This window comes from Psychrobacter sp. NPDC078501 (assembly GCF_044900935.1).
In the GTDB taxonomy this organism is placed as follows: domain Bacteria; phylum Pseudomonadota; class Gammaproteobacteria; order Pseudomonadales; family Moraxellaceae; genus Psychrobacter.
The window spans coordinates 135,656-152,748 of record NZ_JBJDOS010000002.1; the positions used below are offsets into that span (position 1 = coordinate 135,656).

16 protein-coding genes are annotated in these 17,093 nt (G+C 43.2%); 7 read left to right on the forward strand and 9 right to left on the reverse strand.

Features of this window, described 5'->3' with window-relative positions:
* Positions 1–27: 27 nt before the first annotated feature.
* From ACI2IW_RS03575 to ACI2IW_RS03585, 3 genes are all read left to right on the forward strand, one after another.
* A complete protein-coding gene (locus ACI2IW_RS03575; RefSeq protein WP_404692671.1) occupies positions 28–438 on the forward strand; it encodes a DUF2177 family protein in 411 nt (136 codons plus the stop codon).
* 151 nt (positions 439–589) lie between these two features.
* Entirely contained in the window at positions 590–1,150 is a 561-nt protein-coding gene (locus ACI2IW_RS03580) for an acyl-CoA thioesterase (RefSeq protein WP_404692672.1), read from the forward strand.
* Positions 1,151–1,338: 188 nt separating this feature from the next.
* Positions 1,339–2,427: a cation diffusion facilitator family transporter gene (locus ACI2IW_RS03585; RefSeq protein ID WP_404692673.1), complete on the forward strand. Its 1,089-nt coding sequence runs from the start codon at positions 1,339–1,341 to the stop codon at positions 2,425–2,427.
* 157 nt (positions 2,428–2,584) lie between these two features.
* Here the strand turns inward: ACI2IW_RS03585 and dps are convergent, their stop codons facing one another.
* Positions 2,585–3,067 carry a DNA starvation/stationary phase protection protein Dps gene (gene dps / locus ACI2IW_RS03590; RefSeq protein ID WP_394123779.1) on the reverse strand — a complete coding sequence of 161 codons (483 nt, stop codon included), beginning with the start codon at positions 3,065–3,067 and terminating at the stop codon, positions 2,585–2,587.
* 483 nt (positions 3,068–3,550) lie between these two features.
* Here dps and uvrB point away from each other — a divergent pair, with 483 nt between their 5' ends.
* From uvrB to ACI2IW_RS03605, 3 genes are all read left to right on the forward strand, one after another.
* The gene (uvrB, locus tag ACI2IW_RS03595; RefSeq protein ID WP_101206411.1) at positions 3,551–5,662 is read left to right on the forward strand and encodes an excinuclease ABC subunit UvrB; all 2,112 of its coding nucleotides are present in this window, start codon (positions 3,551–3,553) and stop codon (positions 5,660–5,662) included.
* 311 nt (positions 5,663–5,973) lie between these two features.
* Positions 5,974–7,026, forward strand: coding sequence for a pyridoxal phosphate-dependent aminotransferase (locus ACI2IW_RS03600; protein ID WP_404692674.1), 1,053 nt, complete (start codon positions 5,974–5,976; stop codon positions 7,024–7,026).
* 308 nt (positions 7,027–7,334) lie between these two features.
* Positions 7,335–7,712 carry a hypothetical protein gene (locus ACI2IW_RS03605; protein ID WP_341609645.1) on the forward strand — a complete coding sequence of 126 codons (378 nt, stop codon included), beginning with the start codon at positions 7,335–7,337 and terminating at the stop codon, positions 7,710–7,712.
* A gap of 98 nt (positions 7,713–7,810) precedes the next feature.
* On the opposite strand, the gene ACI2IW_RS03610 is transcribed toward ACI2IW_RS03605, so the two are convergent.
* Both ACI2IW_RS03610 and ACI2IW_RS03615 read right to left on the reverse strand, forming a co-directional pair.
* Positions 7,811–8,200 (reverse strand): hypothetical protein, encoded by a 390-nt coding sequence (locus ACI2IW_RS03610; protein ID WP_404692675.1) that lies wholly within the window; start codon positions 8,198–8,200, stop codon positions 7,811–7,813.
* 184 nt (positions 8,201–8,384) lie between these two features.
* Positions 8,385–8,900, reverse strand: coding sequence for a hypothetical protein (locus tag ACI2IW_RS03615; protein ID WP_057760892.1), 516 nt, complete (start codon positions 8,898–8,900; stop codon positions 8,385–8,387).
* A 317-nt stretch (positions 8,901–9,217) separates the two neighbouring features.
* Between ACI2IW_RS03615 and recJ the strand changes: the two genes are divergently transcribed.
* Positions 9,218–11,056, forward strand: coding sequence for a single-stranded-DNA-specific exonuclease RecJ (gene recJ, locus ACI2IW_RS03620; RefSeq protein WP_404692676.1), 1,839 nt, complete (start codon positions 9,218–9,220; stop codon positions 11,054–11,056).
* 81 nt (positions 11,057–11,137) lie between these two features.
* Here the strand turns inward: recJ and ACI2IW_RS03625 are convergent, their stop codons facing one another.
* The 6 genes from ACI2IW_RS03625 to ACI2IW_RS03650 all read right to left on the reverse strand — a co-directional run bounded on the left by ACI2IW_RS03625 (position 11,138) and on the right by ACI2IW_RS03650 (position 16,803).
* Entirely contained in the window at positions 11,138–11,803 is a 666-nt protein-coding gene (locus ACI2IW_RS03625; RefSeq protein WP_057760888.1) for a trimeric intracellular cation channel family protein, read from the reverse strand.
* A 71-nt stretch (positions 11,804–11,874) separates the two neighbouring features.
* On the reverse strand, positions 11,875–12,510 hold the full coding sequence (locus ACI2IW_RS03630) for a trimeric intracellular cation channel family protein (RefSeq protein WP_404692677.1): 636 nt from the start codon (positions 12,508–12,510) through the stop codon (positions 11,875–11,877).
* A 100-nt stretch (positions 12,511–12,610) separates the two neighbouring features.
* Positions 12,611–13,768, reverse strand: a complete 1,158-nt coding sequence (locus ACI2IW_RS03635) for a multidrug resistance efflux transporter family protein (protein ID WP_404692678.1) — start codon at positions 13,766–13,768, stop codon at positions 12,611–12,613.
* Positions 13,769–13,843: 75 nt separating this feature from the next.
* Complete coding sequence (gene queE / locus ACI2IW_RS03640; RefSeq protein WP_296211543.1) at positions 13,844–14,575, reverse strand: 7-carboxy-7-deazaguanine synthase QueE; 732 nt, start codon at positions 14,573–14,575, stop codon at positions 13,844–13,846.
* Positions 14,576–14,800: 225 nt separating this feature from the next.
* Positions 14,801–15,622 carry a 2,3,4,5-tetrahydropyridine-2,6-dicarboxylate N-succinyltransferase gene (dapD, locus tag ACI2IW_RS03645; RefSeq protein WP_057760881.1) on the reverse strand — a complete coding sequence of 274 codons (822 nt, stop codon included), beginning with the start codon at positions 15,620–15,622 and terminating at the stop codon, positions 14,801–14,803.
* Between the two features lie 224 nt (positions 15,623–15,846).
* Positions 15,847–16,803 carry an alpha/beta fold hydrolase gene (locus ACI2IW_RS03650; RefSeq protein ID WP_102092363.1) on the reverse strand — a complete coding sequence of 319 codons (957 nt, stop codon included), beginning with the start codon at positions 16,801–16,803 and terminating at the stop codon, positions 15,847–15,849.
* Positions 16,804–17,093: the final 290 nt, after the last annotated feature.

Below are 17,093 nucleotides of genomic sequence, written 5' to 3' on the forward strand. Positions count from 1 at the left end.
TCTATTCATTTTATAAGAGGTAATATCATGGGTTACGTTTTTATTTATCTCGCTGCTGTGGTTATCTTTTTGGGTGTCGATGCTGTCTGGCTGACGACCATGAAAGGCGCCTTTTATGAGTCGCGTATCGGACATCTATTGGCCGATGAGCCAAATATGATAGCCGCTGGCGTGTTTTATATGTTTTATATATTGGCGCTTTGTATTTTGGTTTTATATCCGCAAATCAAAGCTGGCGCATCCGTTGGTCATATCTTCTTACTCGGCGGGTTGATTGGCTTGATGGCTTATGGCACATACGACTTTACCAATTTGGCACTGTATAAAGGCTTTACGCTAGATACAGCGTTGGTTGACTTTGTATGGGGTGGTATTTTGACCGGTTCAGTGAGTGCGATAGTAGCATGGCTTGCGTATCGCTTTCATTGGTTAAGCTAGCGCTTATATCTTGGCCTATATAACGCTGTTTAAATAGCACCAATTTACACAATTTAGACTGTCTAATGACAGAGGTCTGTTTGTGCTATACGGCGACCTGCTGTATAAATGGTAGGCATAATAAATAAGTGTCAAACCATTAAGGAATATTATGCCGCAATACAATACCAGCTCCACTGCCAAAAAAGCCCCATTAAACCACGAGCTATATATGTCAGTACTTATGACGCCCGATATGGCGAATTTCATTGGCAATGTGCATGGTGGGGATTTGCTCAAGATGCTTGATCAGGTCGCTTATGCTTGTGCCAGTCGCTATAGTGGTAACTATGTGGTGACACTGTCTGTCGATCAGGTGATGTTCCGTGAGCCGATATATGTGGGCGAGTTGGTTACTTTTGCAGCCAGCGTCAATTATGTTGGTAATACCTCAATGGAAGTAGGTATCCGCGTCGAAGCAGAAGATGTGCGTGGTCGTACTGTTCGTCATACCAACAGCTGTTACTTTACGATGGTGGCTATTGATGACAATGGTAAACCGACATCCGCACCGCCACTCGATATCAAAAACAAGATGCAGCAATGTCGAGCTGATGCAGCTAAAGAACGAAAGAAACTGCGTATGGAAAGTTCACATCGTCCTAGTTGCGACTTCGAAGAGATTAACAAGCAGTTTAGCGAACACGAAGCAGATACCGAGGTAGCAAAGTAGCCCAAGTTATTCAAAGCTATCTAAAATTGTATAAAGTTATCTATGTTTATTAAATTAATAATTCATACAACGACTCACTAAAAAGACACTGATATTGTAGATCGCTTATTTTAAGCTGATGTATGTTTCAAGCCATTCATCTACGGCGAAAAATTCTACTATCAATACGTTATTTCAGTGAGTCTAGCATGAGTCTAAAGCCATCTATTGCTAATCCCCAGCGTCATTTACCAGTCTCTCCTAAGGCGCAAACACCTCGCGCGCGTGGGGCAGGTAATCCTAAAATTTCAAATGACCCTGAATTAAAACATACCCTTAATCAAAGCCCTGAAACCAACAATGAGCATTCAGGCTCACTCATTACCGTGTTGATTGCGGTCGGGGCCAATCTGGTTATTGCCATTGCAAAAACCGTTGCCGCTTTTATGACAGGATCAGCCTCTATGATTGCAGAAGCAGCTCACTCATGGGCGGATGCTGGCAATGGTACTTTGCTGATCGTCGCAGAAAAAAAATCCATCAAACCTGCTGACAAAAGCCATCCGTTAGGCTACGGCAAAGAGTCTTATGTTTGGTCGATGATTGCTGCTTTTGGTGTGTTTACGGCCGGCTCGATCGTCTCTATCTATACCGGTATCAAAGAATGGAACGCTACTGAGTCTGAGGCTAACTATACGATTGGCTTTATCGTATTGGCAGTGGCGTTTGTGCTCGAAGGGATCTCATTGGTTCAGGCTTACAGACAGAGTAAAAAACATGGCGAGGCACTTGATATCAGTGCGCTTGGCTATGTTGTAGATACGTCCAACCCAACGTTGCGCGGTGTATTCTTTGAAGATTTAGCAGCGGTTATCGGCTTGGTGATTGCCGCTGCTGCTATGGGTATGCACGCTTATACGGGCGAACCATATTGGGATGCGTTAGGGTCTATCATCGTCGGTCTATTATTGGGTGTCGTCGCCATATTCTTGATCAGTCGTAACCGAGATTTCTTAGTCGGGCATAGAGTCACTGACCGTATGCACGAATATGTTTTGAGCGAGCTGCTGAATCATCCAGATATCGACAGTGTGTCTTACCTGCATCTAGAGTGGGTCGGACCAAAAAAGATATTTATGGTGGCAGCAGTAGATATAGCAGGGAATCAAAAAGAAGAACATATCGCTCAGAAGTTTGAAGAGATTGAGAATTTATTCAGAGGTAATCCGGTATTTCAAGAGGCTATCTTGACACTGTCCGAACCTAACGCTGAGCTGCTAAGTTTAGAGAATATTTAATCTGGGGATTTGATAGATTGAATGTGTAATATGTAGGTCTTATCAGATGATTTTAAGTACACTTTCTAAATTCAAAAACCCAGACACAAAAAAGCCGTCAACTATGACGGCTTTTTTTATGACTCTAGAATTTAATAACTAGTCAAATTGGATGCTATTAGTTCTTTGGAGCGTTTGCGCCAATGAACCATGCATCTTTATCGATGATACGGCTAGCTTCTGTAAATAAGTCAGCAGTGTCTTCATCACCTGCGTCGCCAGCGGTAGCGATTGCTTCACGCAATGTCTCTGCAACTTTCTTATAACGGCTAGTTAGCTCACGAACATGCTGATCTACTTCAGTAATGTCGGTTGGATAATCATCTAGGATAGACTCTTTTACTACGCGACTTGCCAAACCGTTTGGTTGGCCACCTAGGATTACAATACGCTCTGCGATAGTATCTGATACTTCAAGGATACGATCTGATGTCTCATCTAGTAATTGATGCACACCGATAAAGCCAGTGCCTTGTAGATTCCAATGGCACTGTTTGCCATCTAAGGTTAAATCAATAACATTTGCTAGGTTAGCGTTTAGCAAATCAATCATTTTTTTCGCAGTTTCGTCTGAAATACCACTTGCGTAACGTTCTCTCATATTTTACTCCGTCATTTATTTAAAATTATTATATTGAATGAAAGTTCAATGTATTTTTATTGGTCTTCTATTCGATGACAATTAAGTTAAAGCTAATGATATGAGTTGCTATAAATCTATCAACTTACTAGTACTGCTCACTAGAACTAAGAAAGTCATCAACTTGTTAATTCAAGAATGATAATAGCAGCTTAAATCAGTGTTGGAACCCTTGAGTGTTAGGCTTTGTTGAGTGGTCGTGTAACGAGTTTGTTAACCATGAAAAGCTTTGTAAATTTAGCGAATACTGTGTGCGTTTTTTATAACGATGTAAGTTTTATCCGCTACTATTAAGCCTTAACTTTTGATAAACCGTACATTTATATACTCATGTTTTGGGCAGCGAGAGAACGTTTTGACTATAGGATAAGACTCCTTATTCTCCTTTAAAAACCGCTGCTCAGACCCCATATTGTTATAAACCTTAAGAAGAAGAAAGCCATTATGCGAATGCCTGAACCGCGCTCATCGCGTCAGTTAAATCAATTGGCCACTCAGCTCCAAGGCGAAGCTGAAATTAGTGGTGTTAATGCGTCAGGGACGCAAATATCAAGTCGTGCCTTTGAGATGGTTACTGACTTTGAGCCAGCAGGCGACCAGCCGCAAGCCATCAAGAAGCTAGTTAACGGTATCAATTCGGACATGGACGAGCAGTTGCTATTGGGTGTGACTGGTTCTGGTAAGACCTATACCATGGCAAAAGTTATTGCTGAAACTCAACGTCCGACCATTATTATGGCGCATAATAAAACGCTAGCCGCTCAGCTATATGGTGAGTTCAAATCGTTCTTCCCTAATAATGCGGTCGAATATTTTGTTAGCTATTATGACTACTATCAGCCAGAAGCGTATGTCGCTGCTAGTGATACCTTTATCGAAAAAGACAGCGCCATTAATGATCATATTGATCAGATGCGCCTGTCAGCCACGCGTGCCTTGTTAGAGCGTCGTGATGCGATTATCGTCGCTTCGGTATCGTGTATCTATGGTTTGGGTGATCCAGAGAGCTATCTAAAAATGCTACTGCATGTCGTCGTAGGCGATAACATCGATCGTACAGCGACTATCAAGCGTTTGGTTGAGATGCAGTACACACGTAACGAGCTAGATTTCGGCCGTGGTACGTATCGCTTGCGTGGAGAGCTGTTAGATATCTATCCTGCTGAGTCTGAGCAGCTAGCCGTACGTGTGCATTTATTCGATAACGAGGTCGAGAAAATCACGTGGTTTGATCCTTTGACGGGTAAGACGGTACGCAGTGTGCCACGTATTACTATTTATCCAAAGTCGCACTACGTGACGCCGCGAAATAAGCTAGAAGCTGCCAGTCATACGATTCGTGCTGAGCTAGAGCCGCGTTTAGAGTACTTCCGTGATAACAACAAACTGATTGAAGCACAGCGTCTCAAAGAGCGTACTCAGTATGACTTGGAGATGATTCAGCAGCTTGGTTACTGTAATGGTATTGAAAACTACTCGCAGCATCTCTCTGGTCGTCCATCAGGGGAAGCGCCGCCGACGTTGTTTGATTATATTCCAGAAGATGCCTTGTTGTTCCTTGATGAGTCGCACGTGACGGTTTCTCAGATTGGCGCGATGTATAAAGGCGATAGATCGCGTAAAGAAAACTTGGTCAATTATGGTTTTAGATTACCAAGTGCGATGAATAACCGCCCGATGAAGTTTGAAGAGTGGGAACGTATTAAGCCCAAAACCATTTATGTCAGTGCTACGCCAGCGCTATATGAGCTCGAGCATAGCGAGCAAGTCGTTGAGCAGGTCGTTCGTCCGACGGGTCTGATTGACCCTGAGATTGAGATACGTCCAGTCTTGACGCAAGTCGATGATGTGCTATCAGAGATTACCAAACGCCGTGAAAAGGACGAGCGTGTACTGATTACCACGTTGACCAAGCGTATGTCGGAAGATTTGACCAGTTACCTCAAAGAGTATGATGTAAAGGTTGCCTATCTACATTCGGACATCGATACTGTTGAGCGTATGCAGATTATTCATGAGCTGCGTACTGGCGTGCATGATGTGCTGGTCGGTATCAATCTGTTACGTGAAGGTTTGGATATGCCTGAGGTATCACTGGTAGCGATATTTGATGCTGATAAAGAAGGCTTCTTGCGTTCTGAGCGTTCGCTGATTCAGACCATTGGTCGTGCCGCGCGTCACTTGAATGGTAAAGCCATTCTCTATGCTGATCGCATTACGCCAAGTATGCAAAAGGCGATAGATGAGACGGATCGCCGCCGTGATAAGCAGATTGCCTTTAACCTTGAGCATAACATCACGCCAAAAGGTGCTCGCCGTAGTATCACGGACAAGATTGATACTGGCGAAAGCTTGGATGCCAATGACAATCAAGCTATCCCAGTTAAGAGTAACTTGCCAGATGTTGATATCAATATCTTGCGTAGCCCTGATCTGCTTGCCAAAGAAATCAAACGATTAGAGAAGCAAATGCAGCAAATGTCGCGTGATTTGAAGTTTGAAGAAGCAGCAAAAACGCGTGACAAAGTGCTTGAGTTAAAAGCACATTTAATCTGATAACTTGGGTTAAATATTAGGGCTAAAAAGAGGCTAAACAATAGCGAAGGTGAGGTGCTTGTTGAGTACCTCACTTTTTTATGGTTTATTCAATATCGGAATGTGCAGAATGCTTGTAATACAGCGCATTGCCACTTACCATATCCGCATAAATCTCACCATCCATAGAATATTTCAAAAATTTAAGTCGCAAGCTAACAAGCCGAGCACGTGTAATGCTTTATTTGGGCTAGGCTTACTGTTTTTATAGCTCACATTGTCAACATAGACTAAATTTTTGGAATGGACATAATCTAGGCGTATTATTCACTGTGCTTACCAACAACTTAATAGAATTAAACTCTAACGAAAACTCACTCGGCATGTCAGATGCTGCCAAACAAGCCGTTATCGACTCTCTAGACATCGGCTTTCGTTATCCCGATGACCAACGTGCAGCGCTGATTACCAAAGTCGCTGAGATAAACGGTGTAGCAGAGCGCCAAATTTCTCTAGGCAGTGGATCTAGTGAAAATATTCGTACTGTCGTCCAAATGCTACAAAATCAAGCATTAGTAGCAGGCAAAAAATTCCAAGTTATCGTGCCGCATCCAACCTTTGCCTATGCTGAGTTGTATGCGACATCTATCGATGTACCTGTGGTAAAAGTACCGCTGATGACTGAAAATTATGCCTTTGACTTGCAAAGCATGCAAAAAGTGGCTGATGACTTTGACGGTATTAGCTTGTTTTATCTGTGCAATCCAAACAACCCAACGTCGACTATTACTGACACAGTAAAGCTCAAAGAATGGGTAGGGCATACACCAAGTAACCATTACTTTTTATTAGATGAAGCTTATTCGGAATATGTGACTGATCCAAGTTTTGAGAGTGGTGTTACATGGATACGAGAGGAGTACTCAGAAAATATCGTTGTGGTGCGTACTTTTTCAAAACTATGTGCACTTGCTGGCATGCGTGTCGGCTATGCAGTTGCTAGCCCGCAAATGATAGCCAAACTAGAGGCTTTTATCTCGATTGATAATGCCAACTTGGCAGGTGCCGTGGCTGCGTTAGCGACTCTTGATGATGAAGCGTTTCTGGCATTGAGCTTACGTACGGCCAATCAATCGCGTCAGTTGGTTGAGCAAACATTAGATGAGCTTGGCTTACGCTACTTGCCATCACAGGCAAGCTTTATATTCCATGAGATAAAAGGCGATGTGCAAACCTATATCGATAGAATGCGCGAATATGGTATTGCGGTCGGGCGCGAGTTTGCACCTATCACTGGCTTTAACCGCCTAACACTTGGTCGACCTGATGAGATGGCAGTATTTGTAAAGGTACTCAAATTATTTCGTGAGAAGGGCTGGGTCTAATTAAGTCAGTTAATGTAGTTCGATAATAAAAAAGGGAAGTTGCTTATTGGTAGCTTCCTTTTTCGTTGTGTGTATTTCGGTTGTTGGAACTGTATTGAAGCCAGAGTTAAGCGCACATTTTTACCAACATCAAACGCAGTTTTACATATCGCACCTTAAATAAACTAACACTATCTTATAGGATAACTGAGTAAAGCATGACCCGTTAACCACGCAGAACCCGTTAACCACGCAGATGAATACTGGGTAACAGTCACAGTGCTCGGCATGCTCACGTATCTTATAATTATAAAGTTAGGGATGTACCTATGTTCGATATCAAATCATTTTTTAAACGAGAAGTAGAAAAAAAGCTTATCAATGTAGATGACTATATTTTTATGCCAGAACGCGTAGAGATGGAAATTGAAGGTGGACTATTAAATTGTGTGTTGAATAGTGATGGTCGCGTAGACATTTTTTATAGTAAAGACGGTGTCACTGAGGTGGGTTCAGCGTCACGCAAGCATCCATTTACAGCATTTGAAAAAGAGCTATATCATGGTATTTATGATGATGTGATTAATGATTTAATTAAGGAAGTAGATAAAATTATTGATAGCACCTCGAAGTATTTCCGTCGTAGCCAGTCGTTGCCTTTTACGGCTTCTATAACGTCTCAAACATCTGACACAAATAAGTTTTAGGCTAATTAATTGAACCAATCTGTTAGCAATAAAAAGGGTGCGTTATACATAACGCACCCTTTTTATTATTTTTTATTCTAATGAATAACTTAATTGTTCTATTGAACAAAGCTTGTATAGCAGCTCTGTAGAGATTTGGCGACGACTTGTGTGACTAACTGAGTACGGTACTGAGAGTCAATCGCGGCATTGCCCAGCTCAACAATCGTTACTTGCTGCGGTGCTTGCTCACTGACGCAGCCACAAACATTGGTTTTAACAGATTCTTGCTGTGCTTCTGTCATGGCGACGCTTGCAACACGCCACGCGTTTTGTTTTTCAATTTGGCTACGGCATTGGTTGTCGATCGCAGCTTTAAAAACATTCATGCCGATCTCATTTGCGGTACCGATTGCTGTACCTGTTCCGTTGTTTGTAGCACCTGTTGTGGTACATCCTGCCAAGGCAAAAGTCGCTAGCATAATCGTTGAAGCCAAGATTTTTTTCATAAGTTAGTCCTTTAAGGTGTCTGTCATAAATAAAGCTGTATATTATCAGTAAAACCTAGCAATAACATCATTAACCACAGGCGCATTTTATTTTAGAACTCTATAACCTATATGTATTAACCACAAAAAAGCCAGCTAAGTGATCACTTAACTGGCTTGATATAGACTAAGCTATTCGGCTTATTTATACGTTTTTGCCGTGTTCTTTTTGCTGAATATCTTTTGCCAATTTATAGCATTCATTGATATGGTCATTGGCAATTTTCTTAAAAATCGTGTAGCCCATCGTTGCAGCCACTAGTTGGCCGCCAAGTGGGATGAACTTGGTCACTTGTTTGGCAGCGATACGACCACCGAAACCTTGGATGGTTTTTTTGACAATACCACGTGTCGCCATTAGACCAGCGAAATCTACGGTACGGTCTTTTACTGCGCTCCAATGCACTTCGCGAGATTCTAGATTAATAGCTGACTGACGGTCTTCAATGAGACCGAAACGCTCACTAATCTCTGGAATCAGTTGCGTCAACATCCCCGCATCAACTGCCACATCAAAAAATGGTACTGGCACAACTGCTACACCAGCAGAAACCCTAGCGCGTCTTTTTACCATTCCCTGACATTCTTTTTTAACTTTATCAAGGTCTAGGTTAGGGTCGATAGTATTTGGAAGTTTTTCAGCAAGTGGCGTGGTTTTCATAAAGTGTCCTTATAAATAATTAAAATATAAATGATAAAAAGTTCAATAGATAACAAATCTTTCAGTTGCTTACTATTTTATGGATTTATGCGTGGCTTACAATCATTGCTTTGTAGCAAAATGAATGAAATTACTCACACTGTGCACCTTTTTTGTAAGTGATTAAACGAAGGTGATTTACATGAGCTATAAAAATGGCGGTATCAATTACTGCTAATTTGCAGGCATTATTCATCAGGTTGCACAATGCCTAATGATATACAGAGGTAGTATAAATTGTCATTGTGAGCCTCTACTAAAGCCAGTAGAATACGCTCATGCTAAATTTAACCCCCCGTTATACCAGCACTCGCATCGACGAGTTGCCCGCCGCGCTGCAACCATTTGCCGCTCAATCATTCACGCTTGCCCGTCTGTATGCAGGGCGAGGTATCACTGCGCCTGATGAGCTGGAGACTAGCCTATCAGGTCTATTGCCTGCTGAGGCATTACACGGTGTCACTGAAGCCGTGCGCTTATTGGATGTGGCCATTGATGAGCGTCAGCGTATCTTGATCGTTGGTGACTTTGACTGTGATGGTGCCACCAGTACGGCATTGATGATGCGCGCGCTCACAAAGATGGGTGCGGTCGTTGATTTCCTAGTACCAGATCGTTTTAAGTACGGTTATGGCCTGACGCCAGAGATTGTCGAGTTAGGTATTGAGACTTTTCAGCCAGATATGATAGTGACGGTTGATAATGGCATCTCAAGTCACGAAGGGGTAGCGCGCGCCCAAGCTGATGGTATCACGGTGATTATCACCGACCATCATCTCACGACCAAAGAGACGCCACCTGCGGAAGCGGTAGTCAATCCCAATCAGCTAGGTTGTGACTTTGCTAGTAAGGCATTGGTTGGAGTTGGAGTCGCGTTTTATGTGCTCGGACGCTTAGCAAAGCTACGCCGCGAAGCTGGCAAGTCTACGGTACAGGTAAGCCAATATTTAGATTTGGTCGCACTTGGGACGATTGCAGACGTTGGGGTACTGGATAAAAACAACCGTATCTTGGTACATCACGGACTATCAGCTATTCGTCAAGGCCGCTGCTGTATGGGAATATTGGCATTGCTTGAGCAAGCGGGCCGTGATCCTAAGCAGCTTCATGCGCAGGATTTCGGTTTTGTATTAGGCCCACGTATCAATGCAGCTGGGCGCATGGACAATATGTGCATCGGTATCGAATGTTTATTAACTGAAGACTGGAGTACTGCCCAACGTTTAGCACAAGAGCTTGAACAGCTGAACCGTACGCGTCGTCATGTAGAGGGCGAGATGCGTGCACAAGCCGATAGTATCGTACAAGCACTGGCTAATAAAGATAATAACGACGATAGTACGAATGGTGATAGTGATGATAATGGCAGTAACGATGACACAATTATTCAAGCTGTCTCTACTGCTAAAGCCAGCAATTCAGGTGCTCGTAGTATTATTTTATACCAAGATGACTGGCATCAAGGAGTCATTGGCATTGTCGCTGGTCGCCTAAAAGAAAGCCATTATTTACCCAGTATCGTCTTTGCACCAGCAGACACTGAACAAACGGGTGAAGATAGTGCTATTAAAGGTTCTGCACGTTCTATCGCTGGCGTACATATTCGTGATGCGATTGAACAAGTTGCTGAGCGTTATCCAGACTTAATCAGTCATTTCGGCGGGCACGCGATGGCGGCAGGTTTAACCCTCAAGCGCCGCAACTTTGAGGCATTTGTCATAGCTTTTAACGAAGTGATGGCTCAGATGGATGATGAGGTATTTGCAGAGCAAAAATTCACCGATGGACCTTTGCAGGGGAGTGACTTTAGCTTATGGTTTGCCGAGCATTTAGCCGATGCCAGTATCTGGGGTCATGGATTTGCGCCACCGATATTTGACGGTGTGTTCGAAGTACTAAGTTTTAAGATTTTAAAAGACAAACATCTTAAGCTATCGCTGCGCTATCCGGACGTTCAATATCCGATAGAGGCAATTTGCTTTAACTTTGATAATGAGGCTTGGGATTACCGTGCTAAGCAAGTCCATTTATTATTTCAGCTAGACATCAATGAATGGAATGGCAAGCAAAGCTTACAGCTGATGGTCAAAGACTTGGCTGTGATAGAGCAAGGGTAAAGTGACAATGTCAAACCGATAGTACCAATGCGCTTAAATATGGACGCATTGGTATTTTTGAAATGAAGACACGCCCTAGTATCAGTATTTCCACTCTAGTGTGGGAAACTGCCAATCGTAACGAATAGCCAGCATCCGCAAAGTAAAAATCGTACTCATTGTAGAGATGTCAGCTACCCAATCTGTCACGCCTAAATTCTTTAGAGCAAAGTACAGCACACCACCTGTCAACGCTGCGGTGATGTAAATCTCTTGCTGTAGTACCAATGGAATCTCATTGCAAATCATATCGCGAATGATGCCACCAACTACGATAGTAATCACACCTAACAATAGTGCTACAGGCACGTTGGCACCCATACTATCAGCGACTTTGATACCGATCAGCGTAAATGCTGACAGACCAATGGTGTCAGAAAGTTTGAGGAACTTATCCACTCGCCTTGAGTTTGGATGAAAAAATATCTGCATCGCCAGTGATGAAATCGTAATAAGGGTCAGATAGCTCATATCTACCATCCAAAATAATGGATGACGATCCAGAATGACATCACGTACCGTGCCGCCGCCGATAGCAGTGACAATAGACACAAGCAGACAGCCGAAGACATCGAAGTTTTTGTGCTTGGCAAGTATCGTCCCTGAGACGCTACAGGCGATGATGCCAATCATATCAAAGAAATATATCAAAGAGCGCGGGTCAAAAGTAGTGATCAGTACGGTAGGGTCCAATACGATAGCCAACATGGGCAGTTCTCACTATTTTCAATTATTGTCAGTCAAACAAAGGCTATCTAAGTAGAGTCTTGCTCAATCAATCAGTCTACGAGCCGAATAGAAGGCAGATGCCAGTCGAATCTGAGCGCGAGCATACGAACTGCAAAGATAACAAACAGCATAACAAATTCGTTGAGACTGGCACCGACTCCGAAATACTGTAAACATAAATAAGTCACAGACCCTGCGATACTGGCAGTAATATAAATCTCACGCTGTAGCACTAACGGAATCTCATTACAGATGATATCACGTAGCAAACCACCGATAATGGCAGTCCAGACACCCATCATAATAGCAATCAGGGGAGACATATCTAAGGTTAAGGCCACCTTAAAACCAATGACACTAAAAGCGGCCAACCCGATGGCATCAAAGAGCTTCAACGCATTATCAATCTTATGATAAAGGTGAAAGAAGATTTGTAAAATAAGAGAGGTCACCGTGATAACGATCACGTAATTAAGATCAGTCATCCAAAATAGAGGATGACGGTCGAGAGCCATATCACGTAATGTACCACCGCCGATGGCATTGACCATCGCTACCAAGATACACCCAGCGATATCAAAGCCTTTATGCTGCGCAAGTAAAGTTCCTGCAATCGCGCAGGCAACAATACCAACCATGTCCAATAAATATAATAGAATATCAGGAAAAATCACAGCATTACCCATGGTTATAGTGCCAAATCGAGATCATCAAAGTGATAGGTGTTTTTTAAGCGGTTATTCAATGCATGACTGTGGAGAAATGGGCGTAGTGCTATAGCGCCATTTAGCCATCTTTTGCAAAAAATATCAGCCCTACAATAATCAGCCCTATACCGACCAGTCCCATCGCCGAAGGTATAGCGTTATCTAACAATAATATACCCCCAATCAAAGCAAAGATAACTTCACTGGCTTGGGTTGAGTCAACGCCTGCAACCTCGCTTGAAGTAACAGCTTGCTCGCGCGCATACAAAAATATAGTGGTCGCTGCCACGCCTGCTAATAGAGCAACGAGCAACGTATTAATTATTTGTGAGGGGTGGGGCTGGTCAGGGCGCACTATAATGCCCAAAAACAGCCAAAATGGCAAACACCCAAGAGTCATTAGCCACACTTTGTTAAAGGCATTTTGCAGTAGCGTGGTTTCGATAGAAGGAATACGAGCAATTAGATTTTGTAGGGATGAGGTTGCCGCAGTGTTTTTACTTTGAAGTACGATATCGAGGTCGGTAGCATCATATGTCGTAGCTGGCAAATCATAAGCTTCGGATATGAGTGGTTCACTCTGCTCACTGATATCAATACCAATACTGATGCTAGCTCGTTGAGCGTTCAACTCTGCGGCCTTCTGTAATTCAGTATTGCGCGCGCGGGCATTATGAGAAGCCTGCCAAACCAGCTGGTTACCAATTGGGTAGCTAAAAGCAGCGATAAGCGCAGGTAGCGCACCGTAGAGTAGCATTTCAGACATGGGGACGGTGTCGGTTATAGCAGCAGCATGCAGACCTTCGCTGACATTGACGAGCGCCACACCGATAAAGACAATGCCAGCATATACGATGAATTTTTTATCAAAACGTTGACCAAATGCCGATAGCACAAGCAAACTGGCGACGACGGTAAACATAAAGGTAGCCGCTACCACCCATCCCGCAACATGATCTGCGGCATAGCAAATACCAGTATAAAACAGCCCAAATCCGATACTGCCAGTAATGCACCAAAAGCCCCAATGCTGAAGAAAAATTCTCATTAGCGCTTTAATACGACCAAAGCCATGTTGCATAGTAACAACGGCGGTGATAATCAACAGCATAAAGACATAGCGCAGACTCGCTGACCAAAACCAATGTCCACCTGCGCTACTCATAAGCTCATTTAAGATAAATGTCGAGCTAAAAAACGCACCTGCTAGCAAGCCCAATAAAATGAGTTTGATCATACCGCTACCTTATCTATGGCACTCAACGTATTCACACTTGCTGATAGTTACTTTCTGTTTGTTACTTGCGGATAGTTACTTGCCTTTGGCATCTGCCCAAATGATTTTGTGCAATTGCAGCTGAAAGCGAACTGGTAAGGCATCAGCCAACATCCATTCTGCTAGCTCGCGCGCCAATACAGGTACTTCAGGGCTGAGCTGTTCATCGATATCATCTGCGACATTAAACATCGGCGAGAACCATACCGTACCGACCAATTCGTTTAGCTTATACTCGGTCAATTTAGCTTTTGCCCAGTCGTAATCTGTACGATTCATAATGACAAACTTGATTTGGTCATGCTGAGTGAGATAGTCGAGGTTTGACCATAGATTTTTATCGACTTCGCCTGAGCTTGGCGTTTTGAGATCCATTACCTTACTGACTGCTGCTGGCACGTTTTCTACCGTGAGTGCGCCTGCGGTCTCAAGGGATATCTCATACCCATCGCTCAGCAAACGTTTCATCAATTCAATGGCATTTGGCTGTGCTAATGGCTCACCGCCCGTTAGACAGATGCGCTTGCACGGATAACCCTTGATGGTTTCTATGATGGTTTCTAATGATTGACGTTCGCCGCCAGTAAAAGCATATTCGGTATCACAATAGACGCAGCGCAGCGGACAGCCTGTTAGACGTACAAATATCGTCGGCAAGCCTGAAGTGATTGCCTCACCTTGTAAGGAATAAAAAATCTCAGTCAGACGTAACCCTGCTTCAGGGTCAGTGACAGGGATAGCGGCGGTGCGTAATGATGATTCACTCATAATATTTCAAATACAGTTAAAGGTCGATAAGGCGATGAAGCGCTTATCAATCGTAATAAAAAGGCAGGGGATGGTACGAATGATTTTGTGTTTGTATAAAGACAAACTAAAAGAGGATTATAACGTAACGCGTTATATTAAGCTGCAAAAAAGATGCTGGAGACATCCTCCAGCATCTTCATATAAAACAATATTATTCAATAAACAACGGTACTTGCCAAATATTTAGGCTAGGCGTAATAGCTCGTTTACTGATGTTTTTGCACGAGTTTGCGCGTCAACTTTTTTCACGATGATAGCAGCATACAAGCTGTGCGTGCCATCTTCTGACGGTAAGCTACCTGGTACGACAACAGAACCTGCTGGTACACGGCCACGATGAATCTCGCCAGTTTCGCGATCATAGATGCGCGTCGATTGACCGATATAGACACCCATAGAGATGACCGCGCCTTCTTCAACGATAACGCCTTCAACGATTTCAGAGCGCGCACCGATGAAGCAGTTGTCTTCGATGATAGTAGGGTTTGCTTGCAATGGCTCTAATACACCGCCGATCCCAACGCCACCTGACAGATGCACGTTTTTACCGATTTGAGCACATGAACCAACAGTCGCCCATGTATCAACCATCGCACCTTGATCGACATAGGCACCGATGTTGACGTATGACGGCATCAATACTGCGCCTGCTGCGATGAATGAACCTCTACGCGCGACAGCTGGTGGTACAACGCGTACGCCTGCTTCTTTAAACTGTGCTTCGGTCCAGTTAGCAAATTTAGTTGGAACTTTGTCATAGAACTGTACGTGTTCGCCAGCGGCTTGGACGTAGTTGTCGTTTAGGCGGAAAGACAATAGTACGGCTTTTTTGGCCCACTGATTGACGACCCATTCGCCATCTTTCTTTTCTGCTACGCGCAGGCTACCGTTATCTAGTTGCTCAAGTACTTGATTGATAGCATCGCGCACGTCTTGTGGCATATTAGCTGGGCTGTATTCGTTGCGATTTTCAAAAGCTTGTTCGATGGTTTGTTGTAATGACATAAAGGTTCCTAAAATGAATGAAAGGGAGGGTGATCTTAATGTTATGGTTAAAGACTTATATGACCCAGCCTAAAGAAAATTCAAGGTATGGCTTGGTCCAAAAACTTGCTTGCCGTATTGTCGCTAATTTGACCACTTTTAGCAAACGCGTTGAGGGTCTTATTATGACAATATTAAAGGAGTCGTTTTTAAATATCCTCTCAAAACGACTCCTTTATCATGATTTAATCGTCTGTCGTGTTGGTCTCTATCCACTCTAAAATGTCTTGATAAACGGTCTGTTTATCCTTTTCGTGCAGCACTTCATGGCGCATATTAGGATACAGCTGAATATCGACATGACTGAAATGACGCTTGTCCAGACGCGTGACAACCCTACGTATACCGCGACCCATTTCACCAATCGGATCATCTTCACCGCTAATAAACAGCATCGGGAAGTTTTTGGCAATAGTAGTAGCCCAGTTTTTATTCAGTCCAGTATCCATGAGCGTAAACAATGTCATAAAGCCATTATTGGTAAAGTCAAAACCAGTCTTAGGATCGGCTTCATAGGCTTCAATGTTTGCGGTATTTTCACTGAGCCACGCAAACTGTGAGGACGAATTGCGATCAGATAGTTGGCTGTTAAGGACTTTATTCATCACCTTGGCAAAAACTGTATTCGGTTGTCTTGGAGCGACTCTGGCCAGTAGCTTGTTAATAGGTAATAACACCTTGGCCAGTGGGTTGGCGTCTGCGGAACCCATTAGGATGGCGCCTGTGAAATTATGCGCATGATGTTTCAGTACGTTACGCACGATAAATGAGCCCATCGAGTGACCCATCACAAAATGCGGAACGTCTGGATGACGGTCTTTTAGGCTATCGGCCATCACAATTACGTCTTTTAATAGCGACTGTACTGGATGCTCCTCACCAAAAAATCCGAGATCGGCTTCAGTCTTGATAGTCTGTCCATGACCCAAATGATCGTAAGTGGCCACAGCGATACCATTATCTGCCAAAAACTGTGCAAAATCGCTATAGCGACCGCTGTGCTCTGCCATGCCATGCACAATCAATAAAGTCGCGCTAATCTCGACGTCTTTGCTACTTGGTTCAAAAAAGTCATGATGCAAGTAGTGAATATTGTCAGAAGACAAAATGTGATCGTTACTGGTATCGATGTTGGTGCTCATGTAATGTTCCTTGATTACTTATAATTTTCATTAACGGTTTTGACGATGTTTCTCAAATAATGGGTCAAGCAACGCAATTTATCATGCGGCTCTTATAATGTCCTATTGTACTGGGCGATGATAAATAATTTCACCTTATTTTATGATTTTAATTCAGTTATACAAAATCTCATTCTACTAATAACGGTTAAAGCAGTAACTATGATTGAATCCGTATAAGCCACATGAATCACATAAGCCATTTACGCTCTTACTGTTTGCCCGCAACAGACTGGTCTTATTTATATGAT